Consider the following 25,793-nt stretch of genomic DNA (forward strand, 5'->3'; position numbering starts at 1 on the left):
ATTTGAGCAGGAGGCCTGTTTTGACTTACCTCATCGACCGACGCTTGCAGGGCAAGAACAAGTCTGCGGTCAACCGCGAACGCTTCTTGCGCCGCTACAAGGCGCAGATCAAGGATGCGGTCGGCCGGGCGATCAAGGGTCGCTCGATCACCGACATCGAAAATGGCGAAAAGGTCTCGATTCCCGTCAAGGACGTGAGCGAGCCGCATTTCGGACACGCCCACGGGGGTGTCTGGGAAGTCGTCAATCCCGGCAACACCGAATACCAGAAAGGCGACCAGATCAACCGCCCGCGCGGCGGTGGCGGAGGCAGCGGCCGCGGCCGTGCCGGCAACAGCGAGCAGACCACCGAGGATGACTTCATCTTCGAACTGAGCCGCGAAGAATTCATGAATTACTTCTTCGAGGACCTCGAACTGCCGAACATGGTCAAGACGCAGCTGACCCAGGTCGTCGAATTCAAGAACCAGCGCGCCGGCTACAACATCTCCGGCACGCCTTCCAACATCCACGTGCTGCGCTCGCTGCGCGGCGCGCTCGGCCGGCGCATCGCCGTCGGCGGCCCCAGCCGGAAAAGCCTGGCCAAACTCGAAGAAGAGCTCGAGGAAATCAAGGCGCTCGGCGCCGAGGATGACGACCCGCGCGTGCTCGAACTGAAGCACAAGATCCACGCGCTGCACACGCGGCTGCTGGCGATTCCCTTCATCGATCCGATCGACCTGCGCTACAGCAACCGGATCAAGATCCCGAAGCCCTCGACCGCCGCCGTGATGTTCTGCATCATGGACGTCTCCGGCTCGATGGACGAGAGCCGCAAGGACACCGCCAAGCGCTTCTTCATCCTGCTCTACCTCTTCCTCAAGCGCGTGTACGAGAAGATCGACGTGGTCTTCATCCGCCACCACACCGCCGCAGCCGAGGTCGACGAGAACGACTTCTTCCACTCGCGCGAATCGGGCGGCACCGTGGTGTCCTCGGCGCTGCACCTGCTGAACAAGGTGATCAGCGAGCGCTACAGCAGCGGCGACTGGAACAGCTACGTGGCCCAGGCCTCCGACGGCGACAACTGGGACAACGACTCGGTCCTGTGCAAACAGATCCTGACCAACGCCATCATGCCGCGGGTGCAGTACTACACCTATGTCGAGATCACGGACGGCCCTCCACAAAACCTGTGGGAGCAGTATTCCGAGGTCGCGACCACGCATGCGAACTTCGCGATGCAGAAGATCGTCACGCCGGCCGACATCTATCCGGTGTTCCGCGAATTGTTCAAGAAGCAGCCCAAGTAGACGAGGCCCGCTCATGCCAAGAGATCCGAAAAACCCGCGCGCCTTGCCTGATCAGTCGGAGTGGACCTTCGACCTGATCGAGCAGGCGCACGAAGAAATCCGCCGGGTGGCCAGGAAGTTCGGCCTGGACACCTACCCCAACCAGCTCGAAATCATTACCGCCGAACAGATGATGGATGCCTACACTTCGGTGGGCATGCCAGTCTCCTATAACCACTGGTCCTTCGGCAAGCACTTCCTGAGCACGGAAAAGAGCTACAAGCGCGGCCAGATGGGACTGGCCTACGAGATCGTGATCAACTCGAATCCCTGCATCGCCTACCTGATGGAGGAGAACAGCCTGACGATGCAGGCCCTGGTGATCGCGCACGCGGCCTATGGCCACAACTCCTTCTTCAAGGGCAATTACCTGTTCCGCACCTGGACCGACGCCGACGCCATCGTCGACTATATGGTCTTCGCCAAGAACTATATTGCCGAATGTGAGCAGCGGCACGGCATCGACGCCGTCGAGGAGCTGCTCGATTCCTGCCACGCGATCCAGAATTACGGCGTCGACCGCTACAAGCGTCCAGCCAAGCTGTCCGTGGCCCAGGAACAGAATCGCCTGAAGGAACGCGAGGAATATGCGCAGTCGCAGGTGAACGAGATCTGGCGCACCCTGCCGCGGCGCGAAGAAGCCCAGCGGGATGCCCAGCCGCTGCGCTTCCCGGCCGAGCCCGAGGAAAACCTGCTCTACTTCATCGAGAAGTATGCGCCGCTGCTGGAACCCTGGCAGCGCGAGCTGGTGCGCATCACGCGCAAGATCTCGCAGTACTTCTATCCGCAGCGCCAGACCCAGGTCATGAACGAGGGCTGGGCCACCTTCTGGCACTACACCATCCTGCAGGAACTATATAAAGAGGGGATCGTTGGCGACGGCTTCATGCTCGAGTTCCTGCAGAGCCATACCAACGTGGTCTACCAGCCGCCCGCGACCAGCCCCTATTACAACGGCATCAATCCCTACGCGCTCGGCTTTGCGATGATGACCGATATAAAACGCATCTGCGAAGACCCGACCGACGAGGACCGCGCCTGGTTCCCGGACATCGCCGGCAGCGACTGGATCAAGACTCTCGACTTTGCGATGCGCAATTTCAAGGACGAGAGCTTCGTCGCCCAGTACCTGTCGCCCAAGCTGATCCGCGACTTCCACTTCTTCGCCGTGCTGGACGACGACCGCAGCGACAAGCTGACGATCTCGGCCATCCACGACGAGCAGGGCTACCGCTACGTGCGCCAGCAGCTGGCCGAGCAGTACAACCTGGGCAACCGCGAGCCCAACATCCAGGTCTGGCAGGTCAACACCCGCGACGACCGCGCCCTGACGCTGCGCCATACCCAGTTCCAGCGCCGTCCGCTGAACCAGCAGGCGCACGAAGTTCTCAAGCACGTGGCCCGGCTCTGGGGCTTCGACGTCCGGCTGGAAACGGTGGACCCGTCCGGCCGCGTGGTCAGCAGCCTCGAGTGCCGCCGCGAGAAGCGCGCCCGCTATTGAGAACGCGCCGAGTGCGCGGTGTCAAGAAGCCTGCCCTCCCCTGGCAGGCTTTTTTTCTGTGTCAACGCAAAAATCTTTCTTCGTGGTCGCTGAGCCATATCAAACAGGTGTCTGCACATAAGTGCCTCTTATGACTCCAGGCCTTCTAACAGAGCGCAATCCGTTTCAACAGTACGCCCCCCCTTGATGAATCTGGCTATAGTTTGCAGAAACGCCATGAATGGATCATATGATATTTGCCGGATGGCAAAATCAGCATGGAAAATTCGGCGAATAGGGTAGCCTTGCCTCATCTTCCACACATCAAGAAAGGGTTCCTGCCAAAATTGCAAAATAACTAACTACATTCCCCATCATGCACCCTACGCACCCTCATAACTGATGAGCTTGTTTGCTTGTTTTTACAGGCAGTTAGCCTCTCTTTGAAGGTATAAAAATGTATGTGCAAAAAAGAATTCGTAGGTATAATTCGCCGATGTCCCGGATGCGGCTCTTAGCTTTTTGTCGTGTTTTGTGGGTTTGGTAGCAACAAAAAAGGTTGGTATTGGAGAAAGCAGGATGAATTTTTCGCACGAGAAGAACCCCGGGAAAAACGTCACTGGTATCGCCATTGTTGTCATCTTGCACCTGATCGTTGCTTACGGGATCGTTACTGGTCTCGGTAAGCGAATGGTCACCAAGATGGCCGAGGCAGTGGAAACCAAGATTGTCGAAGACGTGAAACCGCCGCCACCGCCGGAAACGCCGCCACCGCCTCCGCCGCCGGAAATGAAGGCCCCGCCGCCTCCGTTTATCCCGCCGGTCGAAGTGCAGGTGCAGACGCCGCCGCCGCAACAGAATGTGATCGCTAACACGACGCAAGCGAAACCGGCGACGACCGAACTGAACCGCACGCCGCCAGCGCCTACGGCGCCGCCGGCGCCGCCCGCAGCGAAAGGCCCGGCACGGACTGCAGCGGTGGTGGATTTCAATACGTGTTCGAAACCGGAATATCCGAAATCGTCGCTGCGTAACGAAGAAACAGGTGTCTCGACCATCCTGTTCAAGATCGCGGCAGACGGTTCGGTGCAGGGAGCTTCGATTCAAAAATCGAGTGGCTTCCGTGACCTGGACAAGGCCGCAATGGCAGCCTTGAGCAAATGCCGATTCAAAGCGGCAACTGAGAACGGCCAAGCGGTAGAATCCTCGCAGCCTGTGCAGTACGTCTGGACGCTGGACTAACCCGAGGCAGTAGGATCGTCTCAAACTGTGATTTTCGTTGTCATCTGTTCAGCGAACAGTTCATTTTAAATTTTTGGAGGAAGCATGTTTAAGAATACCCGTTTGTCCGCTCTGCTGGCGGCTGTCCTGTTCTCGGTTACGGCCGCTTCGGCGCTGGTGTCGGCACCGGCCTTCGCCGACGCCCCGGCATCTGCAGCGGCAAGCGCTCCGGCAGCTGACGCAGCTGCTCCTGCTGCAGCCCCGGCAGCCGACGCTGCAGCTCCGGCAGCAGCCGCTCCGGCAGCAGCCGGCAAGACCGAAGAAGTCGAGAACCCGTACGGCTTCGAAGCCGTGTGGGCTGGCGGCGTCGTGTCGCGCGGCACCCTGATCATCCTGGCCCTGATGTCGATGGGTTCGTGGTACATCATCGTCACCAAGCTGCTGGACCAGATGAAGATCTTCAAGCAGTCGAAGGAAACCAACCAGAAGTTCTGGAAAGCTCCGTCGATCGCTGCTGGCTCGGCACAGCTGAGCAACGGCTCGCCGTTCCGCTTCATCGCTGAAACCGGCACCAAGGCAACCCAGCACCACGACGGCGCCCTGCTCGAGCAGATCGACCTGTCGACCTGGACCACCATGCAGATCCAGCGCGCCGTGGACAAAGTCCAGTCGCGTCTGCAAGATGGCCTGTCGTTCCTGGCAACCGTCGGCTCGACCGCACCGTTCATCGGTCTGTTCGGTACCGTCTGGGGTATTTACAACGCACTGATCGGTATCGGTATGTCCGGTAACGCGTCGATCGACAAGGTTGCAGGTCCGGTGGGTGAAGCACTGATCATGACCGCATTCGGTCTGTTCGTTGCAGTTCCGGCCGTTCTGGGCTACAACTGGCTGGTCCGTCGTAACAAGACCGCAATGGAAGACGTCCGTTCCTTCAGCGCCGACGTTCACTCGGTCCTGATCTCGGGCGCCATGCACACCTCGGAAGCTGCCCGCGCAGCTGGTACTAAAAAGGTTGGTTAAACCATGTCGATGAGTGTCGGCTCCGATAGCGGAGATGAAGATACCGTGATGTCGGAGATCAACACGACGCCCCTCGTGGACATCATGTTGGTTCTCCTGATCATCTTCCTGATCACCAGCCCGGTTGTCCTCCACCTGCAGAAGATTAACCTGCCGATCGAGACCAACCAGGTTGTTAAAACCACGCCTGAAGACGTGAACATCGTCGTCAATAAAGATGGCGAGATGTACTGGAACCAGAAGCGGCTGGCCAACACCGACGAACTGTTCGATTTCCTGAGCAAGGAATCGGTGAAGGTGCCGCAGCCGGAAGTGAAGATTCGTGGCGACCAAGCTACCCGCTACGAGTTCATTGGCAAGGTGCTGTACACGGCCCAGCGTGCCGGGGTTCAGAAGGTCGGTTTCATCACCGAACCGCCTGATAAGGGTTAAACCTGACAAAGGCCCAACCCTTCCGCTCGATACCGGCATTGCCGGCATCGGGCGGATCCCCAAGATTTGAAAGGAAACACCATGTCTATGAACGTTGGTTCTTCCGGAGCTAAAGGAGCAGATCCGGAACCGATGATGGAAATGAACATGACGCCGCTGATCGACGTCATGCTGGTGCTGATCATCATGATGATCATCACCATTCCGAAGCAAAATCACTCGGTCAACTTGAACATGCCGGTTGGCAATCCGCCGCCGCCGACCAAGGAACCCGTAGTGATCACGATCGACGTGGACTTCGACGGCACTATCCTCTGGGATAACGTCCCCGTCCCCGATCGCGCCACCCTCGAGTCGAAGCTGTCCGCCGTGGCAGCCCAAGCTGATCAGCCGGAAGTGCACCTCCGTCCGAACAAACTGGTCGAATACAAGGTTGTGGCAGGCGTGATGGCTTCGGCTCAGCGTCTGGGCGTAACCAAGATCGGTATGGTCGGTAACGAACAGTTCCAGTAATTAGCTTTGGCTATAATGAACACGGCAGGGATTCCCTGCCGTGTCTATTTTGAATGAAAGAATTCCGATAATGTCCAAGTTCCGCCTCGCACACCTCGGCCTCGCACTGGCCGCCCTCGGTTTCACCGCCGCCGCCCCCGTGGTTGGCCTGGCCCCCGCCTACGCCGCCGAGACGCTCCGTCCGGAAGTCGGCAAGCCGCTGCAAGAAGCGCAGCAACTGATGAAGTCGGGCAAGAACAAGGATGCCCTGGCCAAGCTGCGTCAGCTCGACAGCGTCAGCGGCAAATCCGCTAACGAGTCCTATCTGATCGAGCGTACCCGCCTCGGCGCCGCCGTGGCAGCGGGCGACTACGACACCGCAGCAAAATCCTCCGAAACCCTGATCGCCTCGGGCAAGCTGTCCGGCTCCGAAAAGGCGCAGATCTCGGAAGGCCTGATCGGCATCTACATGCGTGCCGGCGACCTGGGCAAGGCGAATGCCGCCATCGAGAAGCAGCTGAAGGAACACGACGATCCGAAGCTGCGCGCCTACCTGCTGCAGAACTATTACAAGCAGGGCAACGTCACCGCGCTCGAGAACGAACTGCGCAACGCCGAAAAGCGCGGCACGATGAACGAAGACATGCTGGGCATGCTGGCCAACATCCAGCTGAAGAAGAACGACAAGGCTGGCTACGTCAACACCATCGAGAAGCTGGCCGCCAACTATCCGAAGGCCCAGTACTGGACCGACCTGCTGAACCGCGTGCAGGGCAAGCCTGGCTTCTCCAGCCGCCTGTCGGTCGACGTCTGGCGCCTGAAGCTGGCCAACAACCTGATGAAGAAGCCGAGCGAGTTCATGGAAATGGGCCAGCTCGTCCTGCAGGCTAAGGCCCCGGCTGAAGCCATCAAGGTCATCGACAAGGGCTACAAGGCAGGCGCACTGGGCACCGGCCCGGATGCCGCGCGTCACCAGCGTCTGAAAGACCTGGCCGAGAAGACCCTGGCCGAGCAGAACAAGAACCTGGCCGCCGACGAAGCCGAGCTGACCAAGGCCGGCGACAACGACGGCCTGGCGACCATGGGCTATGCGCTGGTCCAGTCGGGTCAGAGCGACAAGGGTCTGAAGATGATGGAAGCAGCCATCAAGGCCGGCAACCTGAAGTATCCGGACGAAGCCAAGCTGCACCTGGGCGAAGCCTATGCCGTGGCCGGCAAGAAGCAGCAGGCCATCAGCACCCTGAAAGGTGTGGGCGGCAAGGAAGGTACTGCCGAACTGGCCCGTTACTTCATCATGGCGATCAACAAGCCGGCGGCCTAAGCCTCACTTAGCCACGCTTGTGCTGAAAAGCGCCGCCCTGCCCAGCAGGGGGCGCTTTTTTTGTTTCCTCCGGGTTGCCGTATAATCTGGTATTTCGCCTCGGAGCACGAATCATCCAATGAAGGTATTTCGCGGACTTCCCAACGACAGGGCGCGCGCCCCTTGCGCACTCACGATCGGCAACTTCGACGGTGTCCACCGCGGACATCAGGCGTTGTTGGCGCACGTGACCGCAGCTGCGCAGCGCCTCGGGCTGGAATCCGCCGTGATGACCTTCGAGCCGCATCCGCGCGAATACTTCGCGCGCCGCACCAACGATTTGTCCAAGGCCCCTGCCCGCATCGCCAACCTGCGCGACAAGCTGGAATCCTTGTCCGAGGCCGGCGTCGACCGCGTCATCGTCGAACATTTCAACGAGCACTTTGCCTCCATGTCGCCGCAGGACTTCACGCAGCGCGTGCTGGTCGACGGCCTGCACGTGAAATGGCTGATGGTCGGCGACGACTTCTGCTACGGCGCCAAGCGCGCCGGCAACGTCGCCCAGCTGCTTGAGGCCGGCAAGGAGTTCGGCTTCGAGGTCCACAGCCTGCCGGCCGTGCTGCACGATTCGACCCGCATTTCGTCCTCCGCCGTGCGGGCCGCGCTGGCGGCCGGCGATTTCGAGGCCACCCGCGCCCTGCTCGGCCACCCGTATTCCATGTCCGGCCACGTGATCCATGGCGCCAAGCTGGGCCGCACCCTTGGCTTCCCGACCCTGAACCTGCGCGTCGCCCACCGCCCTGCCCTGGCAGGCATCTTCGTGGTGCAGGTGCATGGCCTGGCGGACCAGCCGCTGCCGGCCGTCGCCAGCCTGGGCGTGCGCCCGACCGTCGAGGATGCGGGCCGCATGCTGCTCGAAGTCCACGTGTTCGACTGGGACCAGCCCTGCTACGGCAAGCTGGTGCGCGTCGAATTCCTGCACAAATTGCGCGACGAAGAAAAATACATCGACCTGCCGACCCTGACGGCGGCGATCGAGCGCGACGCCCAGCAGGCGCGTGCCTGGTTCGCCCAGCGCAGGTCTGCCCTCACCGCCACCGACCGAATTTGAACGTGAGCCACCCGGCCTCGCCGCCTGCCGCGGCCTGAGCCAATCACGTACAACCGCATTTCACTCTAGAAGAATCCTATGTCCGATACGAAGAACGGCCCGAAAGGCGCCAAGCAAGGCAATAAACCCGACAGCAAATACCCGGTCAACATGACCGACACCGCCTTCCCGATGCGCGGCGACCTCGCCAAGCGCGAGCCGGGCTGGGTCAAGCAGTGGCAGGACAAGAAAATCTACGAGCGCGTGCGCAAGGCCGCCGCCGGCCGTCCGAAGTTCATCCTGCACGACGGTCCTCCGTACGCCAACGGCGACATCCACCTGGGCCACGCCGTCAACAAGATTCTGAAGGACATGGTCGTCAAGTCGCGCACCATGGCCGGCTTCGATGCGCCCTATGTGCCGGGCTGGGACTGCCACGGCATGCCGATCGAGATCCAGATCGAAAAACAGTTCGGCAAGAACCTGCCGACCGCCGAAGTGCTGCAGAAAGCACGCGCCTACGCGCTCGAACAGATCGACCGCCAGCGCGCCGGCTTCATCCGCCTGGGCGTGCTGGGCGAATGGGACAATCCCTATATGACCATGGCCTATGGTAACGAGGCCGACGAACTGCGCGCCCTCGGCAAGCTGCTGGAAAAGGGTTACGTGTACCGCGGCCTGAAGCCGGTGAACTGGTGCTTCGACTGCGGCTCGGCGCTGGCCGAAGCGGAAGTGGAATACCAGGACAAGCGCGACCCGGCGATCGACGTCGGCTTCCCCTTTGCGGAGCCGGAAAAGCTGGCCGCCGCCTTCGGCCTGGCCGAACCGCCGGCGGGTGACGGCTTCATCGTGATCTGGACCACCACCCCGTGGACCATCCCGTCGAACCAGGCGCTGAACGTGCACGCGGAAGTGACGTACGCGCTGGTGAAGACCGAACGCGAAGGCAAGCCTGTCCTGCTGATCGTGGCGAAAGACCTGGCCGAATCGGTCCTGGCGCGCTACAAGCTGGAAGGCGAGATCGTCGCGACCACCGCAGGCGCGAAACTGGAAGGCATCCGCTTCAAGCATCCGCTGCACGCAGCCGACCCGTTCTACGACCGCATGTCGCCGGTTTACCTGGCGGACTACGTCACCACCGAGAGCGGCACCGGCGTGGTCCACTCGGCGCCGGCCTACGGTCTCGAAGACTTCCAGTCCTGCAAAGCCCATGGCATGAAGGACGACGAGATCCTCAAACCCGTGATGGGCGATGGCCGCTTCGCCAGCACCCTGCCGCTGTTCGGCGGCATGACGATCTGGGAAGCATCGAAGCCGATCTGCTCGGCGCTGACCGAAGCCGGCGCCCTGTTCGAACTCAAAATGTTCGACCACAGCTACATGCACTGCTGGCGTCATAAAACCCCGATCGTCTACCGCGCCACCAGCCAGTGGTTCGCCGGCATGGACGTCACCCCGAAGGATGGCGGCCCGACCCTGCGCGAGACCGCGCTGGCCGGTATCGACGAAACGAAATTCTTCCCGGACTGGGGCCAGGCGCGCCTGCACGGCATGATCGCCAACCGTCCGGACTGGACTCTGTCGCGCCAGCGCCAGTGGGGCGTGCCGATGGCCTTCTTCATCCACAAGGAGACCGGCGACCTGCACCCGCGCACCCCGGAGCTGCTGGAGCAGGTGGCCAAGCTGATCGAAGCGAACGGCATCGACGCCTGGCACCAGCTCGACCCGCGCGAGCTGCTGGGCGACGACGCCGAGACCTACGAAAAGAACCGCGACACCCTGGACGTCTGGTTCGATTCCGGCACCACCCACCAGACCGTGCTGCGCGGCTCGCATAAAGAGCAGTCCGCGTTCCCGGCCGATCTCTACCTGGAAGGCTCGGACCAGCACCGCGGCTGGTTCCACTCGTCGCTGCTGACCTCCTCGATGCTGAACGGCCGTCCGCCCTACAAGGCGCTGCTGACCCACGGCTTCACGGTCGACGAGAACGGCAAGAAGATGTCGAAGTCGCTGGGTAACACGATGGCGCCGCAGAAGATCTCGGATACCCTGGGCGCCGACATCCTGCGCCTGTGGGTGGCCTCGACCGACTACACCGGCGAGCTGTCGATCGGCGAAGAGATCCTGAAGCGCGTGACCGAGTCCTATCGCCGCATCCGCAATACCCTGCGCTTCCTGCTGGCGAACACCTCGGACTTCGATCCGACCAAAAACGCCGTGCCGGTCGCCGAGATGCTCGAGATCGACCGCTACGCGCTGGCCGAAACCGCGCGCCTGCAAAGCGACATCGCCGCGCACTTCGAGCGCTACGAGTTCCACCCGGTGGTCGCACGCCTGCAGAACTTCTGCTCGGAAGACCTGGGCGGCTTCTACCTCGACATCCTGAAGGACCGCCTGTACACCACCGGCGTCGATTCGCTTGCCCGCCGCTCGGCCCAGACCGCGCTGTGGCACATCGCGCACAGCCTGCTGCGCGTGATGGCGCCGATCCTGTCCTTCACCGCCGAGGAAGCCTGGGCCGTGTTCGCGGGCCAAAAGGCTTTCGCGGACAGTGATGAGACCATCTTCACCCAGACCCTGTGGACCTTCCCGGAAGTGCCGGACGGCGCCACCCTGCTGGACAAGTATGCGCTGCTGCGCGCGGTCCGTACCGACGTCACCAAGCAGCTGGAAGAAGTGCGCGCTTCGGGTGCGATCGGCTCCTCGCTGCAGGCGGAACTGGCGCTGAAAGCCGCCGGCGACAAGTACGCCGCGCTGGCCAGCCTGGACGACGACCTGAAGTTCGTCTTCATCACCTCGCAGGCAGCCGTCGAGAAGGTCGAGGACGCGGCCCAGGAAGCGGTGGCCGTGACGCCGTCGGAAGCGGAAAAGTGCGAGCGCTGCTGGCACTACCGCCGCGACGTCGGCCACGACGCAGCCCACCCGGGTCTGTGCGCCCGCTGCACGAGCAACCTGCTCGGCGCCGGCGAACCGCGCCGCTTCGCGTAATTCAAGGTAGACCATGGCCACGAAAAAATCGAAACCCGCCAGCTTCAGCGCCGTCAAATCCAGCGGGGGCGCCAGTCTGACGCCCTGGCTGGGCATCGCCTTCATCGTGATCCTGCTCGACCAGATCAGCAAGATCACGATCACGCGCATGTTCATGCACGGCGAAGAGAAGCCGATCACCGGCTTCTTCAATCTGGTGCTGGCGTATAACCCCGGCGCGGCTTTCAGCTTCCTGTCCAACCAGGGCGGCTGGCAGAAGTACTTCTTCGCCGGCATCGCGATCGCCGCGGTCGTCTTCATCATCTACCTGCTGCGCAAGCACGCCGGCCAGCGCATGTTCTGCTGGGCCCTGGCCCTGATCATGGGCGGCGCGCTGGGCAACCTGATCGACCGCCTGGCCTACGGCCACGTGATCGACTTCCTCGACTTCCACCTGTCCGGCGTCGGCCACTTCCCGGCCTTTAACATCGCCGACACGGCGATCACCATCGGCGCAATCCTCTTCATCTTCGACGAGCTGCGCCGGGTGAACAAGCGCTGAGCACGCACTGAGCATCGGAGACAAGCAATGAGCATGGACCTGAAGGGCAAGAAGATCGTCCTCGGCCTGTCCGGCGGCGTGGCCTGCTACAAGGCCGCGGAGCTGTGCCGCGCGCTGACCAAGGAAGGCGCGACGGTGCAGGTCGTGATGACCGAGGCCGCCACCCACTTCATCGGCCCGGTGACGATGCAGGCCCTGTCCGGCCGCACCGTCTACACCGACCAGTGGGACGGACGCATCCCCAACAACATGGCCCATATCGACCTGACGCGCGACGCCGATGCGATCCTGATCGCGCCCTGCTCGGCCGACTTCCTGTTCAAGCTGGCCCACGGCGCCACCGACGACCTGCTGTCGACCCTGTGCCTGGCGCGCCCGAACCAGGTGCCGCTGCTGGTGGCGCCGGCCATGAACGTCGAGATGTGGGACAAGCCGGCCACCCAGCGCAACGTCGCGCAGCTGCGCGCGGACGGCGTCTGCATCTTGGGCCCGGCCGCCGGCTCCCAGGCCTGCGGCGAGACCGGCATGGGCCGCATGCTGGAGCCGGACGAGCTGCTCGAGGAACTGGTGGCGTCCTTCCAGCCCAAGGTCCTGGCGGGCAAGCGCGTCCTGATCACGGCCGGCCCGACCTACGAGGCGATCGACCCGGTGCGCGGCATCACGAATCTCTCGTCCGGCAAGATGGGCTATGCGGTGGCGCGCGCCGCGCGCGAAGCCGGCGCCGAGGTCACCCTGGTGTCCGGACCGACCGCGCTCGACACCCCGCATGGCGTGCGCCGCATCGACGTCCAGAGCGCCCAGCAGATGCTGGACGCCGTCATGGCCGGCATCCATGGCCAGCACGTCTTCATCGGCGTGGCCGCCGTCGCCGACTGGCGCGTCGAGAACGCGAGCGAACAGAAGATCAAGAAGGACGGCAGCGGCACGCCTCAGCTGCAGTTCGCGCAGAACCCGGACATCCTCGCCACCGTGGCCGGCACCACCTCGCTCAACGGCTGGCCCTACTGCGTGGGCTTTGCGGCGGAGTCGGAAAACCTGATCGAATACGGCGCCGCCAAGCGCGAAAAGAAGGGCATCCCTTTGTTGGTCGGCAATATCGGCCACCATACCTTCGGGCAGGATGAGAATTCGATCGTGCTGTTCGACGACGGCGGCCACACCGTGCTGCCGCAGGCGGGCAAGCTGCAACTGGCGCGCCAGCTGGTTTCGGAAATCGCCAAGCGCCTCGAACAACGTTCACTGCTGACCTGACCACCCCATCAACGCATCAACGCTTCACTCTCAATGAAACAAGTAGACCTCAAGATTCTCGACGCGCGCATGAAGGACTTCCTGCCCGCCTACGCCACCGGCGGCAGCGCGGGCCTGGACCTGCGCGCCTGCATCGATGCCCCGCTGACCCTCGAACCGGGACAGACGGTGCTGGTGCCGACCGGCCTCGCCATCCACATCGCCGATCCGGGCTATGCAGCCATGATCCTGCCGCGAAGCGGGCTCGGCCATAAGAACGGCATCGTTCTCGGCAATCTGGTAGGCTTGATCGACTCCGATTACCAGGGCCAGCTGATGGTCTCGACCTGGAACCGGGGCCAGTCCGCGTTCACGCTGCAGCCGATGGACAGGCTCGCGCAGCTGGTCGTGGTTCCCGTCGTTCAGGTCGGTTTCAACGTCGTGGAGGAGTTCGCATCGAGCGACCGGGGCGCCGGCGGTTTCGGCAGCACCGGAAAACAATAATATGACATGAGGAGTTTATGAGCGCCCATCGCCTCGCGGCCATACTGGCCGCCACCGCCCTTCTGCTGACAGGTTGCGCCACCCAGGCGCCGCAGCAAGCCGGCACCGCGCCGCGCGTCGTCGAACGCACGCCCGAAGCGCCCGGCCTGAATCCACAGATGGCCGCCGCCGCCGATACGCTCAGCAAGATGGCCGACCTGCAGAACCGCCTGTACAAGGTCGCTTCCCCGCTCCTCATCCACAACGCCGAACTGTGCAAGGGCCAAGCCCGCAACCTGCTCGGCTTCACCGCCAAGAACCGCTGGTCCTACCCGGGCGACTACAACGAAGCCGCGCATGTCGCCTTCGGCATGGACGAACGCCTGCAAGTCACCAGCGTGCTGGCCGGCAGCGGCGCCGCCAAGGCCGGCCTGCAGACCGGCGACGTGCTGCTGGCCGCCGCCGGCAAGCCGCTGCCGACCGGCCAGCATGCGCTGAGCCAGGCCGGTTCCGTCTTCGGCAAGATCGTCGCCGCCCAGGCCGCGCTGCCGATGACGATCGAACGCCACAACAGCGAGCGCCAGCTGTCGATTCCGGTCACGCGCGCCTGCGCCTTCGCGATCGAACTGGGCAACGCCGACAACGTCAACGCCTACGCCGACGGCTCGCGCGTGCTGGTCACGCGCGGCATGATCAACTTCACCCGCAACGACGAAGAACTGGCCTATGTGCTGGCCAAGACCATGGCCCACAACATGCTCGGCCACGCCGCCGCGCAGCGCAACGTCAGCACCATCGGCAGCATCATTGACAACCTCAAGAGCGTCACGCCGGATACCTCGATGCTGATCGGCAGCGGCGGCATCAAGGCGATGCCGCCCGAGATGGACGCCGCCGCCGACCGCCTCGCCCTCTACCTGGCCGCCCGCGCCGGCTACGACGTCGACGACGCCGACAACTTCTGGAAGCGCCTGAACGAAACCGTCCCGGCCACGGTGCTGAACGGGTACAACGCGAATCATCCCTCGCTGGCGGCAAGGCTGGCGGCGATCGGGAAGGCGCAGGCGGAAATCAAGGCGGACAAGCGGGCCAAGAAGGCGCTGGTGCCCTAAGCCGCCGTCAGCAGGCTGCTGCGGTTTTTTGTATCATTGTCAGTTCATCACCGGACCTCCCTGAATTCGGCAGCAAGAAACAGGAAGCGTCCGGGCGCCGAGCCAGGCCATCATGCCTGCCGCTCCAACCGAGAAGAACGCAATGAACACCGCCAACCTGCTGCGCCTCATCCTGCTTGCCGCCATCTGGGGCGGTTCCTTCCTCTTCATGCGCATCAGCGCGCCCGTGCTCGGGCCGGCGGTGCTGATCGAGTTCCGGGTGCTGTTCGCGGCGCTGTTCCTGGCAGTCGTCGGCTTCGTGCTGAAAAAGCGCCTCGACCTGCGCGCCAACTGGAAGCACTTCTTCATCCTCGGCTTCTTCAACTCGGCCCTGCCCTTCCTGTTGTTTGCGTTCGGTGCGCGCACCCTGTCGGCCTCGGTGCTGTCGGTGCTGAACGCCACCGCGCCGATGTGGGGCGCACTGGTCGGCGCCGTGTGGACCCGCCATGCGATCAGCCTGCGCACCGCCCTCGGGCTGCTGCTGGGGACCGCGGGCGTTGCCCTGCTGGTCGGCTTCGATCACGTGTCGAGCAAGCCGGGCGCCGGCCTTGCCGTGGCGGCCGCGCTGGCAGCAAGCCTGAGCTACGGCATCGCCAGCCAGTACGCGCGCTCCGCGAAAAGCGTCGAACCCTTCGCGAATGCGCACGGCACCATGTGGACCTCGAGCCTGATGGTGCTGCCGGCACTGCCCTTCTTCCCGATGACGGGCGAGCCGACCGCCGGCATCGTCGGCGCCGTGGTGGCGCTGGGCGTGCTGTGCAGCGGCATCGCCTACATCCTCTACTTCCGCCTGATCGAGGAAGTCGGCACCACCTCCGCCCTCACCGTCACCTTCCTGAATCCGGTCTTCGGCATCCTGTGGGGCGCGCTCTTCCTCGGCGAGACCATCGGCTGGTACACCATCGCCGGCTCCGCGATCACCCTGGTCGGGACCGCGCTGGTGACCGGCTTCGTGCCGCGCTTCGGGCGCAGGGCTGCGGCGGCGGCCGCGAGCAAATGAGCCGGGTCGAACTCGCGATCGAGCTGCCGCCGGACTACCGCCGGCAGGACGTCTTCAACTTCCACGGCCGCGATGCCGAAGGCCTGGCCGAGCGCATCGAAGGCCAGTGCATCCGCAAGGGCGTGATGGTGGACGGCGTGCCGGTGGCGCTGTCGATCGAGCTCGGCGCGCGGCCGGGCCAGGCCCTGTGCACCGTCGACGCCGACGGCGCGCTGGCGCCCGCACAGCGCGACGACATCCTGCTCAACGTACTGGGCCTGCGCATCGCCCCCGAACCCTTCGAGGCTGCGGTGCGCGAAGACCCGCTGTTCGCGCGGCTGGTAGAGCGCGAACGCGGCCTGCGCGTGATCCAGTCCGCCACCATCTTCGAAGCCCTGAGCTGGGCCATCATCGGCCAGCAGATCAACCTCAGTTTCGCGATCGCCCTGCGCCGCACCTTCATTTCGCTGGCCGGACGCGCGCATCCGAACGGCCTGTGGTGCTATCCGGAGGCGAGCGATGCGGCCCGCCTCGAACTCGAGGATCTTACGAGCCGCAAGTTCTCGCGCGCCAAAGCCGAGACCCTGCTGCGCCTGGCGCGCCTGGCCGACGAGGGCGCGCTGGACCTGGCGCGCGACGCCGACCTGCCCACGGTCAGCGAGCGCCTGCTGGCGGTGAAAGGGATCGGCCCGTGGACCGTGAACTATGCGCTGCTGCGCGGCTACGGGTTCGCGGATTGCTCGCTCGAAGGCGACGTGGCCGTACGGACCGCCATCGGGCGCCTGCTCGGTGAGGAAGAACGCCCGAACCTGGCGGAGGCGGCAGCTTTTCTCGCGGCTTATCGTCCACACCGGACGATGACCGCGGCCCACTTGTGGGCTAGCCTGAGCGCCTGAAAACAGACGCTGCACTACACCCCGATTTTCATTACACTTCGATAATGAAAATCGTACCGACCCTCTCTAGCTCCCTGGCCGCGCTGCTGCTGGCCTGCGCCGGCATGGCCCAGGCCCAGACCGCACCCACCGACGTCACCGATGCCCCGGATGACCACGGCGCCTACCTGTCGGCGGTATTCGGCAACGGTCGCATCCATGGCGGCAACGCCGAAGGCAATGTCTGGATGCGCGGCCGCACCTTCGAAATCCGTGCGGGACGCCAGCAGCGCACCCTGTTCGGTTCGACGCTGCCGGACAGCCTCAGCGAGCGCATCGACTTCGTGCATTACAACGAAGGCCATCCAGACAATAACCACCGCGACGGTTTCGCGGTGCAATGGCTGATGGTGCGCCAGCTGGGCGCACGCAGCGCCGTCGAGCTGGGCATCGGTCCCTATCTCAGCATGAACACGACCGTCATCGACGGCCGCCAGATCGACGACGCGAATGTCGGCGCCCTGCTCAGCCTGGGCCTGCGGCTGCCGCTGGGCTTCATGCCGGACGGCACCCACCTGCGCATCGGCTACAACCATGTGCAGATGCGCAATGTGCACCGCTCCGATGCGCTGATGATCGGCATCGGCCGCCAGTTCGGCCGCTCGGAGGCCGATCCCGAAACCGACCCGGCGGACGGCCAGACCTGGTTCGGCATTTCGGCCGGCAACTCGATCACCAATATGTCCGGTACCGACGGCGCCCTGGCCGCCGTATTGGAAGCGCGCCGCTACCTGGGCGAGCGCATGGAGCACTGGGCCGTGTCGGGCAAGTTCCTGTTCGAAGGCGACGACGGCGCCCGGGTCGACCGCCGCGGCCTGGCCGCCCAGCTGTTCTACGTGCAAAGGGTCACGCCGCGCTTCGCGATGAGCGCCGGGCTTGGCCCATATGTGGCGCGGAACCGGCGCGCCGACAACATCACCCACGGCAACCTGCTGATCACCTTCCAGGCCGAGCATGCGCTGACGCGCCACGCACGCGTGTTCGCGAACTTCAACCGCGTGAAGACCTTCCGCCAGACCGACGACCGCGACCTGTTCCAGGTAGGCTTCCTGAAAGATTTTTAAGCTAGTTCCAGCGCGGCAGGCCCTCGAACTGCTGGGCGCTCTCGCCGGCAAAGCGGATCAGCTCGGCCAGTGGCACGGTGGCCAGGTTGTCGCGCCGGTAGTGGCCGCCGAGTGCGCTCGGGATCTTGAGGCAGTACTTGCGGCCCGCGCTCAGCGGACCCAGCGCGGATTCGGCCAGGTGCACCTGCTCCAGCATGTACCACTCGTTCAGGAATTCCTGGTTATACGACAGCGCATCGAGGGCGGCGCGGTCTTCGGCCACCGGTTCGCAGCACAGGTCCTGCGGCGACAGGCGCCAGTACCTACCTTCGTCGTCGCGGATGATCAGGTTGCCGAAGGCGTTCTCGCCCAGCACCTCTTCCGCGTTCAAGCCCACCCAGCCCCATGCCTCGTTAATCTCGTCGACATCGATCATAGAAATGGCCTCCGCAAGGTTAATCGCGACAGGTATTCGACCGGGCTGGGCCGCATACGTTGCGGCAAGGGAGAGGGGGATTGAGGCACTTCAGGCGCGGCCGGGACCGGCAGCGAAAATGAAAAGGCCGCTGATCCTAAACAGAATCAACGGCCTCCGAATCTGGTTGCGGGGACAGGATTTGAACCTGTGACCTTCGGGTTATGAGCCCGACGAGCTGCCAGACTGCTCCACCCCGCGTCTGATGATTCGTATTATACGCAGCTTCCCCGGTTTAGGCAATGCCAATGCCATTTCCCCAGCGGATCGCAGCATAAGCCACCCGGATCGGGGCCTTGCGTGGTGTACGGATTGCGGCACAGTTGGCCCGATACGGTGGTAAAGTAAGGGCAACGTCATTACCAACAGATTCCATGAAATTCTGCTCCGAGTGCGCCCATCCGGTGACGGTGGCCATCCCCGAAGGCGACAACCGTCCGCGCTACGTGTGCACCCAATGCGGCACCATCCATTACCAGAACCCGAAGATGGTGATCGGCTCGATCCCCGTCTGGGAGCAGGATGGCGAGCTGAAAGTGCTGCTGTGCAAGCGCGCGATCGAGCCGCGCTATGGCTATTGGACGCTGCCGGCCGGCTTCATGGAAAACGAGGAGACCACCGGCCAGGCGGCGGTGCGCGAAACCGAGGAGGAAGCCGGCGCCAACGTCGAACTGGGCGACCTGTTCACGCTGTTGAACGTCGCCCACGTGCACCAGGTCCACCTGTTCTACCTGGCGCGCCTGCTCGACCTCGATTATGAAGCCGGGGTCGAGAGTCTGGACGTGCAGCTGTTCGCCGAGCACGAGATCCCCTGGGACGACCTGGCCTTCCCGACCATCCGCACCACGCTGGAGCTGTTCTTCGCCGACCGCCGCAAGGTGCTCGAAGGCGGCAGCTACGGTTTTCATAGCCGCGACATCACCAAGCCGATGCGGGCTCCCGTCGAACCAGACTGACGCAACGACATGATCCCCTGGCTCGAAGCGAATACGCCCTTCCCCGACGTATCCGAGGCGCTGACCACGGACGCTCCCGGCCTGCTCGCGGCCGGCGCCGACCTGTCGCCCCAGCGCCTGCTGCAGGCCTACCGCAACGGCATCTTCCCCTGGTTCTCGGAAGGCCAGCCGATCCTGTGGTGGAGCACCGATCCGCGCATGGTGCTGTACACGGAACGCTTCAAGGTCAGCGACAGCCTGAAGAAAACCTTGCGCAAGGTCGAGCGCTCGCGCCTCGAAGGCGGCCCCTGGGTGGTGCGCTTCGACAGCGCCTTCGAATCCGTGATGCGCTCCTGCGCCGCGCCGCGCAAGGACGGCCCCGGCACCTGGATCTCCGAGGACATCATCGCCGGCTACACCGGCCTTCATCGCATGGGCCACGCGCATTCGGCGGAAGTGTGGCTGGACGGCGAACTGGTTGGCGGCGCCTATGGCGTCTGCATCGGCCGCATGTTCTATGGCGAATCGATGTTCGCGCGGGTGTCGGACGCCTCCAAGGTGGCGCTGGCCTACCTGGTGGCTTTCCTGCGCAGCCAGGGCGTGCGCCTGCTCGATTGCCAGCAGGAGACCGGCCACCTGGCCTCGCTGGGCGCCGTCCCGATTCCGCGCCAGGCTTTCCTCGATCATTTGCGCCAGGCGATCGCCGAGCCCGCCATCGAACGTTGGGAAGTTGCGCCACCGTTGACCACCTAACGGTGCGCCGCGCCGTCTTTGGCTACAATGGGTCAAACACGTCGTCTCGAGAGCATTGCATGACGCACTTAAATGACCTGCCCTTTTCCACGCTGCAGTTCTACACCACGGCGCCCTATCCGTGCAGCTACCTCGATGCGCGCCAGGCGCGCTCGCAGGTGGCCACGCCTTCGCACCTCATCAATGCGGACGTGTATTCGGAGCTGGTGCGCAACGGTTTCCGCCGCAGCGGGATCTTCACCTACCGTCCCTATTGCGACGGCTGCCGCGCCTGCATACCCGTACGCGTGGCCGTGAACGACTTCGGCCCCAACCGCAGCCAGCGCCGCGCCTGGAAGCGCCATGGCGACCTGTCGGCAATGGTGGCCAACCTGTCGTTCTCGGACGAGCACTATGCGCTCTACCTGCGCTACCAGACCACCCGCCACGTCGGCGGCGGCATGGACCAGGACAGCCGCGACCAGTACGCCCAGTTCCTGCTGCAGAGCCGCGTGAACACGCGCCTGGTCGAATTCCGCGAACCGGACGGCACGCTGCGCATGGTGTCGATCATCGACGTGCTGTCGGACGGCCTGTCCTCGGTCTACACCTTCTTCGATCCGGACGTCGAAGGCGCCTCCTACGGCACCTACAACGTCCTGTGGCAGATCGAGCAGGCGCGCGAGCTGGGCCTGCCCTACGTCTACCTCGGCTACTGGATCGAACAGAGCCCGAAGATGGCGTACAAGATCAACTTCCGGCCGCTGGAAGCGCGCATCGACGGCGTGTGGGGAGTGCTCGAACGCTAGGGTGTATTTACACGGGATCTCAATCTTACAGGGTAAAATGTCGGCAATTCACGTTTAGGTAACCATGTCCGACAAACTCCTGTACGCCCTCGCCCGCCCGCTGCTGTTTGCCCTCGACCCGGAAACGGCCCATAACGTCACCCTGCCCGCATTGCGCCGCGCGAACGCGCTCGGGCTGACCGGTCTCGTCAGCAGGCCCAAACCCGATCCGCGCACCGTCATGGGCATCACCTTCCCGAATCCGGTCGGCCTGGCGGCAGGCCTGGACAAGGACGGCGCCTACATCGACGGCCTGGCGGCGCTGGGCTTCGGCTCGATCGAAGTCGGCACGGTCACGCCGCGCCCGCAGGCCGGCAATCCGAAGCCGCGTATCTTCCGCCTGCCCTCCGCGCGCGGCATCATCAACCGCATGGGCTTCAACAACGGCGGCGTCGACGCCTTCGTCGCCAACGTGCAGGCCTCTCGCTTCTACCAGGAAAAGCGCGGCGTGCTGGGCCTGAACATCGGCAAGAACGCCGACACCCCGATCGAACGCGCCGCCGAGGACTACCTGCACTGCCTGCGCAAGGTCTATCCCTATGCCAGCTACGTGACGGTGAACATCTCCTCGCCGAACACCAAGAACCTGCGCCAGCTGCAGGGCGCGTCGGAACTAGACGCCCTGCTGGCCCAGCTGAAGGGCGAGCAGTCGCGCCTGGCGGACGAGCACGGCCGCTACGTGCCGCTGGCCCTGAAGATCGCGCCGGACGTGGATGCCGACCAGATCCGCGACATCGGCGCGGCCCTGCTGCGCCACGGCATCGACGGCGTGATCGCCACCAACACCACGCTCAGCCGCCGCGACGTCGAAAACCACCGCTACGCGCAACAGCAGGGCGGCCTGTCCGGCGCACCGGTGTTCGACCTGTCGAACATCGTGATCCGCGCGCTGAAGAAGGAAGTCGGCGACGCCGTGCCCATCATCGGCGTGGGCGGCATCCTGAGCGGGCGCGACGCCAAGGCCAAGATCGCGGCCGGCGCGCAGCTGGTGCAGCTGTACAGCGGCTTGATCTACCGTGGGCCGGCGCTGGTGAAGGAGTGTGCGGACGCGCTCAAGGGCATCAAATGAAGAAGCACCAGCTCGGCCGCACCGACCTGTCCGTCTCGCGCATCTGCCTGGGCACCATGACCTTCGGCGAACAGAACACGGAAGCCGACGCCCACAGCCAGCTCGATTATGCGATCGAGCGCGGCATCAACTTCATCGACACTGCCGAGATGTACCCGGTGCCGCCCAGGGCCGACACCCAGGGCTCGACCGAGCGCTTCATCGGCAGCTGGCTGAAGAAATCCGGCAAGCGCCGCCAGATCGTGCTGGCCACCAAGGCCGCCGGCCCGAATGCGAACCAGACCTGGATCCGCGGCGGCAAGCACAACCTGGACGCGAAGAACATCCGCGCCGCCGTCGACGCCAGCCTGGCGCGCCTGCAGACCGACTACATCGATCTCTACCAGCTGCACTGGCCGAGCCGCAACGTGCCGATCTTCGGCGCCAACCAGTTCGAGCCGAAGAAGGAACGCACCAGCGTGCCGATCGAAGACACGCTGGCCGTGCTGGGCGAACTCATCAAGGAAGGCAAGATCCGCCACATCGGCGTGTCGAACGAGAGCCCGTGGGGCGTGTGCGAGTACATCAAGCAGGCCGAGATGCAGGGCCTGCCGCGCATCGCCACCATCCAGAACCTGTACAACCTGACGGCGCGCGCCTTCGAGACCACCTTGCTGGACGAAGTCTGCTACCGCGAAGACGTGAGCCTGCTGGCCTACAGCCCGCTCGCCTTCGGCCAGCTGAGCGCCAAGTACATCGACAATCCGCAGGCCATCGGCCGCCTGACGATCTATCCGCCGACCTGGAGCCCGCGCTATCTGAGGCCGTCGGTACTGGCGGCGGCGAAGGAGTATGCGGAGTTGGCGCGTGCGAATGGCATGAGCCCTGCGCAGATGGCGCTGGCCTGGTGTTATTCGCGCTGGTTCGTGGGGTCGACCATCGTCGGCGCGACCAATCTGGTGCAGCTGAAGGAGAACATCGATGCGGAGAGCGTCATCTTGCCAGTCGAGGTGATGAAGGCGATTGATGAAATTCACTCGCGCTACACCAACCCGGGCCAGTGACCCGCGGCTTGTATACGTCATTCCCGCGCACGCGGGAATGACGAGGTGGCTAATCGGCCACAACGGGATGTAAGGCGCGCTCAATATCGGCGCGAGTAAATCCTTGAGCAAACCGCTCAATAAAATCATACGCATACGCCCGCAGGTAGGCCCCCTTCCGCACCGCCAGCCGCGTCACATTCGGCGCAAACAAGTGCGATGACTCGATCGCCCGCAAACCCCGGTCGCGACCGTGATCGAAGGCCATCGAGGCCACGATCCCCACGCCCATCCCCAGCGACACATACTGCTTGATCACGTCCGAATCCATCGCCGTCAGCACGATGTCCGGGCTCACGCCGGCGCTCGCAAATGCCGCGTCGATGTGGCCGCGGCCGGTGAAGCCGACGTCGTAGGTAATCAGCGGGAACTCGGCCAGGTCGGCCAGCTTGATCGGGCTGCGGCTCAGCAGCGGGTGGCCGTCCGGCACCACTACCAGGTGGCTCCAGCGGTAGCAGGGGAAGGACACCAGGTCCGGGAAAGTCGACAGGCCTTCGGTGGCGATACCGATGTCGGCGCGGCCCGACAGCACCCATTCGGCGATGTGTTCCGGCGCGCTCTGCTGCAGGGCGATGCGCACTTCCGGATAGCTGTTGCGGAAGGCCTGCACCACCTGCGGCAGCGCGTAGCGCGCCTGGGTGTGGGTCACGGCCACCGTCAGCGTGCCGCTGTCCTGGGCCGCGTACTCGCTGCTGGCCTGCTGCAGGTTCTCGGCCTCGACCAGCAGGCGCTCGATGATCTTCAGAATGCCCTTGCCGGGATCGGTCATGCCGGTCAGGCGCTTGCCGTTGCGTTCGAAGATGACCACGCCCAGCTCTTCCTCGAGTTCGCGGATCTGGCGCGACACCCCTGGCTGCGAGGTGAACAAGGCGTTCGCCACATCGGTCAGGTTGAAATTACGGCGCGCCGCCTCGCGCACCGAACGCAGCTGCTGGAAGTTCATATGCCCCCGCCTTGCTCTACAAGATTTTGGTCAACGAACACGTGCATCCGGCGCGGCTTCACCAGCAGGGTCTCGCCGTCGCGCAGATTGAGCGCACGGTACTGCTCATTTGGGATCACCGCTTCGATCAATTGAGCATTGTCGGCGCGCTCCAGGTCGAGCTGGGCCAGCGGGCCGATCGCATGCGCGCGGCGCAGCTTGACCGCCACGCCTTCCAGGCCCGGCGCATAGCGCTCGACTTCGAGGTCGTGCGGGCGCACGTAGGCAATGCCTTCGCCGTTCTGCACGCCGGCGTACTGCGGCGCATCGAATTTCGCTTCACCGCTGGCCAGCACGCCGTCGTTGACGCGGCCGTGGAACAGGTTGACGTTTCCGAGGAAGCCGTAGACGAAGGGCGAAGCCGGCTGGTTGTAGACGGCGTCCGGGGTGCCGAGCTGCTCGACGCGCCCCTTGTTCATCAGCACCACCTGGTCGGCCACTTCCAGCGCTTCTTCCTGGTCGTGGGTGACGAAGATCGAGGTCACGTGCAGCTCGTCGTGCAGCTGGCGCAGCCAGCGGCGCAGTTCCTTGCGCACCTTGGCGTCCAGTGCGCCGAAGGGTTCGTCGAGCAGCAGCACGCGCGGCTCCACTGCCAGGGCGCGCGCCAGGGCGATGCGCTGGCGCTGGCCGCCGGACAGCTGCGGCGGATAGCGGTCGGCGATCCAGTCCAGCTGCACGAGCTCGAGCAGCTTCTTGACCTTCTCGCGGATCTGCGCCTCGGACGGGCGCTCCTTGCGCGGTTTCACCCGCAGGCCGAAGGCGACGTTCTCGAACACGGTCATGTGCTTGAACAGCGCATAGTGCTGGAATACGAAGCCCACCTGGCGCTCGCGCACGTGGCTGGCGGAGGCATCGGCGCCGTCCAGCAGCACGCGGCCGGCATCCGGGAATTCAAGACCCGCGATGATGCGCAGCAGCGTGGTCTTGCCGCAGCCGGAAGGGCCCAGCAGCGCGGTCAGCTCGCCGTCGGCGAACTGCAGCGAGACGTCATCCAGGGCCGTGAACTGGCCGAACTGCTTGCGGATGTGTTGGACTTCGATCGTCATGCCGATTGCTCCGTGATGTTGGCTTTGCGGCTCTGGTGCAGGCGCCACTCGATAAAGGATTTCACCGCCAGCGTGACCAGCGCCAGCAGGGCCAGCAGCGAAGCGATCGCGAACGCCGCCGTGAAGTTGTATTCGTTGTAGAGGATCTCGACCTGCAGCGGCATGGTGTTGGTCTCGCCGCGGATGTGGCCCGACACCACCGAGACGGCGCCGAACTCGCCCATCGCGCGGGCATTACACAGGATCACGCCGTACAGCAGGCCCCACTTGATGTTGGGGAGGGTCACGCGGCGGAAGGTGGCCCAGCCGGACGCGCCCAGCACCAGCGCCGCCTCTTCTTCCTCGCTGCCCTGGGCCTGCATCAGCGGGATCAGTTCGCGCGCCACGAAGGGGAAGGTGATGAAGACGGTCGCCAGCACGATGCCCGGCACCGCGAACAGGATCTTGATGTCGTGGTCCATCAGCCAGGGACCGAACCAGCCCTGCGAACCGAACAGCAGCACGTAGATCAGGCCGGCTATCACCGGCGAGACCGAGAACGGCAGGTCGATCAGGGTCAGCAGCACGCTCTTGCCGCGGAAGTCGAACTTGGCGATGGCCCAGGCCGCGGCCACGCCGAACACCAGGTTCAGCGGCACCGAGATGCCGGCCGCGATCAGGGTCAGCTTGATGGCCGCCAGCGCATCCGGCTCGATCACGGCTTCCTTGTAAGTGGCCCAGCCATGCTTCAGGGCTTCGAAGAACACGGCCACCAGCGGCACGAACAGGAACAGGGTCAGGAACAGCAGCGCCACGGCGATCAAGGCGTAGCGCACCCAGCTGGGTTCCAGCGTGTTGGTGGCCTTGCGCGGCGCCTGCGTGGCGGCGGCCTTGGCGGGTTCGAGTTTTTCCAGGACTGCACTCAT

The 25,793-nt window shown here is 64.0% G+C and carries 25 protein-coding genes and 1 tRNA gene; 21 read left to right on the forward strand and 5 right to left on the reverse strand.

Features of this window, described 5'->3' with window-relative positions; all coding sequences use genetic code 11:
* Positions 1-20 precede the first annotated feature (20 nt).
* The 16 genes from AC07PE_RS03850 (at position 21) to AC07PE_RS03925 (ending at position 17,740) form a co-directional block, all read left to right on the forward strand.
* Positions 21-1,292, forward strand: coding sequence for a YeaH/YhbH family protein (locus tag AC07PE_RS03850; protein WP_498761753.1), 1,272 nt, complete (start codon positions 21-23; stop codon positions 1,290-1,292).
* A gap of 13 nt (positions 1,293-1,305) precedes the next feature.
* The gene (locus AC07PE_RS03855; RefSeq protein ID WP_498761755.1) at positions 1,306-2,832 is read left to right on the forward strand and encodes a SpoVR family protein; all 1,527 of its coding nucleotides are present in this window, start codon (positions 1,306-1,308) and stop codon (positions 2,830-2,832) included.
* A 558-nt stretch (positions 2,833-3,390) separates the two neighbouring features.
* Complete coding sequence (locus AC07PE_RS03860; RefSeq protein ID WP_498761757.1) at positions 3,391-4,053, forward strand: energy transducer TonB; 663 nt, start codon at positions 3,391-3,393, stop codon at positions 4,051-4,053.
* 84 nt (positions 4,054-4,137) lie between these two features.
* Positions 4,138-5,055: a MotA/TolQ/ExbB proton channel family protein gene (locus AC07PE_RS03865; protein ID WP_498761759.1), complete on the forward strand. Its 918-nt coding sequence runs from the start codon at positions 4,138-4,140 to the stop codon at positions 5,053-5,055.
* A gap of 3 nt (positions 5,056-5,058) precedes the next feature.
* Positions 5,059-5,487 (forward strand): ExbD/TolR family protein, encoded by a 429-nt coding sequence (locus tag AC07PE_RS03870; RefSeq protein WP_498761761.1) that lies wholly within the window; start codon positions 5,059-5,061, stop codon positions 5,485-5,487.
* Between the two features lie 81 nt (positions 5,488-5,568).
* Positions 5,569-6,000 carry an ExbD/TolR family protein gene (locus AC07PE_RS03875; RefSeq protein ID WP_498761763.1) on the forward strand — a complete coding sequence of 144 codons (432 nt, stop codon included), beginning with the start codon at positions 5,569-5,571 and terminating at the stop codon, positions 5,998-6,000.
* Between the two features lie 70 nt (positions 6,001-6,070).
* Positions 6,071-7,300 (forward strand): tetratricopeptide repeat protein, encoded by a 1,230-nt coding sequence (locus AC07PE_RS03880; protein ID WP_498761765.1) that lies wholly within the window; start codon positions 6,071-6,073, stop codon positions 7,298-7,300.
* 118 nt (positions 7,301-7,418) lie between these two features.
* Positions 7,419-8,390: a bifunctional riboflavin kinase/FAD synthetase gene (locus AC07PE_RS03885; RefSeq protein ID WP_498761766.1), complete on the forward strand. Its 972-nt coding sequence runs from the start codon at positions 7,419-7,421 to the stop codon at positions 8,388-8,390.
* A 78-nt stretch (positions 8,391-8,468) separates the two neighbouring features.
* Positions 8,469-11,357 carry an isoleucine--tRNA ligase gene (gene ileS, locus AC07PE_RS03890; RefSeq protein ID WP_498761768.1) on the forward strand — a complete coding sequence of 963 codons (2,889 nt, stop codon included), beginning with the start codon at positions 8,469-8,471 and terminating at the stop codon, positions 11,355-11,357.
* A gap of 13 nt (positions 11,358-11,370) precedes the next feature.
* Positions 11,371-11,898, forward strand: coding sequence for a signal peptidase II (gene lspA / locus AC07PE_RS03895; protein WP_498761770.1), 528 nt, complete (start codon positions 11,371-11,373; stop codon positions 11,896-11,898).
* 33 nt (positions 11,899-11,931) lie between these two features.
* Entirely contained in the window at positions 11,932-13,149 is a 1,218-nt protein-coding gene (gene coaBC / locus AC07PE_RS03900) for a bifunctional phosphopantothenoylcysteine decarboxylase/phosphopantothenate--cysteine ligase CoaBC (RefSeq protein ID WP_498762965.1), read from the forward strand.
* Between the two features lie 33 nt (positions 13,150-13,182).
* Complete coding sequence (dut, locus tag AC07PE_RS03905) at positions 13,183-13,632, forward strand: dUTP diphosphatase (RefSeq protein WP_498761771.1); 450 nt, start codon at positions 13,183-13,185, stop codon at positions 13,630-13,632.
* A 17-nt stretch (positions 13,633-13,649) separates the two neighbouring features.
* Positions 13,650-14,723, forward strand: a complete 1,074-nt coding sequence (locus AC07PE_RS03910; RefSeq protein ID WP_498761773.1) for a M48 family metallopeptidase — start codon at positions 13,650-13,652, stop codon at positions 14,721-14,723.
* Positions 14,724-14,865: 142 nt separating this feature from the next.
* Entirely contained in the window at positions 14,866-15,762 is an 897-nt protein-coding gene (locus AC07PE_RS03915) for a DMT family transporter (protein ID WP_498762967.1), read from the forward strand.
* The gene (locus AC07PE_RS03920) at positions 15,759-16,637 is read left to right on the forward strand and encodes a DNA-3-methyladenine glycosylase 2 (RefSeq protein WP_498761775.1); all 879 of its coding nucleotides are present in this window, start codon (positions 15,759-15,761) and stop codon (positions 16,635-16,637) included. Before AC07PE_RS03915 ends, AC07PE_RS03920 begins: the two co-directional genes overlap by 4 nt.
* A 44-nt stretch (positions 16,638-16,681) precedes the next feature.
* Positions 16,682-17,740, forward strand: coding sequence for a hypothetical protein (locus AC07PE_RS03925; protein WP_498761777.1), 1,059 nt, complete (start codon positions 16,682-16,684; stop codon positions 17,738-17,740).
* Position 17,741: 1 nt separating this feature from the next.
* Here AC07PE_RS03925 and AC07PE_RS03930 read toward each other — a convergent pair whose 3' ends face one another.
* Positions 17,742-18,155 carry a T6SS immunity protein Tdi1 domain-containing protein gene (locus AC07PE_RS03930; RefSeq protein WP_498761779.1) on the reverse strand — a complete coding sequence of 138 codons (414 nt, stop codon included), beginning with the start codon at positions 18,153-18,155 and terminating at the stop codon, positions 17,742-17,744.
* Positions 18,156-18,318: 163 nt separating this feature from the next.
* Positions 18,319-18,395, reverse strand: a tRNA-Met gene (locus tag AC07PE_RS03935).
* Positions 18,396-18,568: 173 nt separating this feature from the next.
* Here AC07PE_RS03935 and AC07PE_RS03940 point away from each other — a divergent pair.
* The 5 genes from AC07PE_RS03940 to AC07PE_RS03960 all read left to right on the forward strand — a co-directional run bounded on the left by AC07PE_RS03940 (position 18,569) and on the right by AC07PE_RS03960 (position 22,821).
* A complete protein-coding gene (locus tag AC07PE_RS03940; RefSeq protein ID WP_498761780.1) occupies positions 18,569-19,150 on the forward strand; it encodes an NUDIX hydrolase in 582 nt (193 codons plus the stop codon).
* Between the two features lie 9 nt (positions 19,151-19,159).
* Positions 19,160-19,882 (forward strand): leucyl/phenylalanyl-tRNA--protein transferase, encoded by a 723-nt coding sequence (gene aat, locus AC07PE_RS03945; RefSeq protein ID WP_498761782.1) that lies wholly within the window; start codon positions 19,160-19,162, stop codon positions 19,880-19,882.
* Between the two features lie 59 nt (positions 19,883-19,941).
* Positions 19,942-20,670 (forward strand): arginyltransferase, encoded by a 729-nt coding sequence (locus AC07PE_RS03950; protein ID WP_498761784.1) that lies wholly within the window; start codon positions 19,942-19,944, stop codon positions 20,668-20,670.
* Between the two features lie 64 nt (positions 20,671-20,734).
* On the forward strand, positions 20,735-21,778 hold the full coding sequence (locus tag AC07PE_RS03955) for a quinone-dependent dihydroorotate dehydrogenase (protein WP_498761786.1): 1,044 nt from the start codon (positions 20,735-20,737) through the stop codon (positions 21,776-21,778).
* On the forward strand, positions 21,775-22,821 hold the full coding sequence (locus AC07PE_RS03960; RefSeq protein WP_498761788.1) for an aldo/keto reductase: 1,047 nt from the start codon (positions 21,775-21,777) through the stop codon (positions 22,819-22,821). Before AC07PE_RS03955 ends, AC07PE_RS03960 begins: the two co-directional genes overlap by 4 nt.
* 49 nt (positions 22,822-22,870) lie before the next feature.
* Here AC07PE_RS03960 and AC07PE_RS03965 read toward each other — a convergent pair whose 3' ends face one another.
* The 3 genes from AC07PE_RS03965 to cysW are packed head-to-tail and all read right to left on the reverse strand — an operon-like array spanning position 22,871 to position 25,793.
* Positions 22,871-23,803, reverse strand: coding sequence for a CysB family HTH-type transcriptional regulator (locus AC07PE_RS03965; protein ID WP_498761790.1), 933 nt, complete (start codon positions 23,801-23,803; stop codon positions 22,871-22,873).
* A complete protein-coding gene (locus AC07PE_RS03970; protein ID WP_498761792.1) occupies positions 23,800-24,888 on the reverse strand; it encodes a sulfate/molybdate ABC transporter ATP-binding protein in 1,089 nt (362 codons plus the stop codon). The genes AC07PE_RS03965 and AC07PE_RS03970 overlap by 4 nt, the downstream gene beginning before the upstream one ends.
* Positions 24,885-25,793 carry a sulfate ABC transporter permease subunit CysW gene (gene cysW, locus AC07PE_RS03975; RefSeq protein WP_498761794.1) on the reverse strand — a complete coding sequence of 303 codons (909 nt, stop codon included), beginning with the start codon at positions 25,791-25,793 and terminating at the stop codon, positions 24,885-24,887. Before cysW ends, AC07PE_RS03970 begins: the two co-directional genes overlap by 4 nt.

The sequence above is a fragment of the Telluria sp. GW821-FHT07G12 genome, from assembly GCF_059418525.1.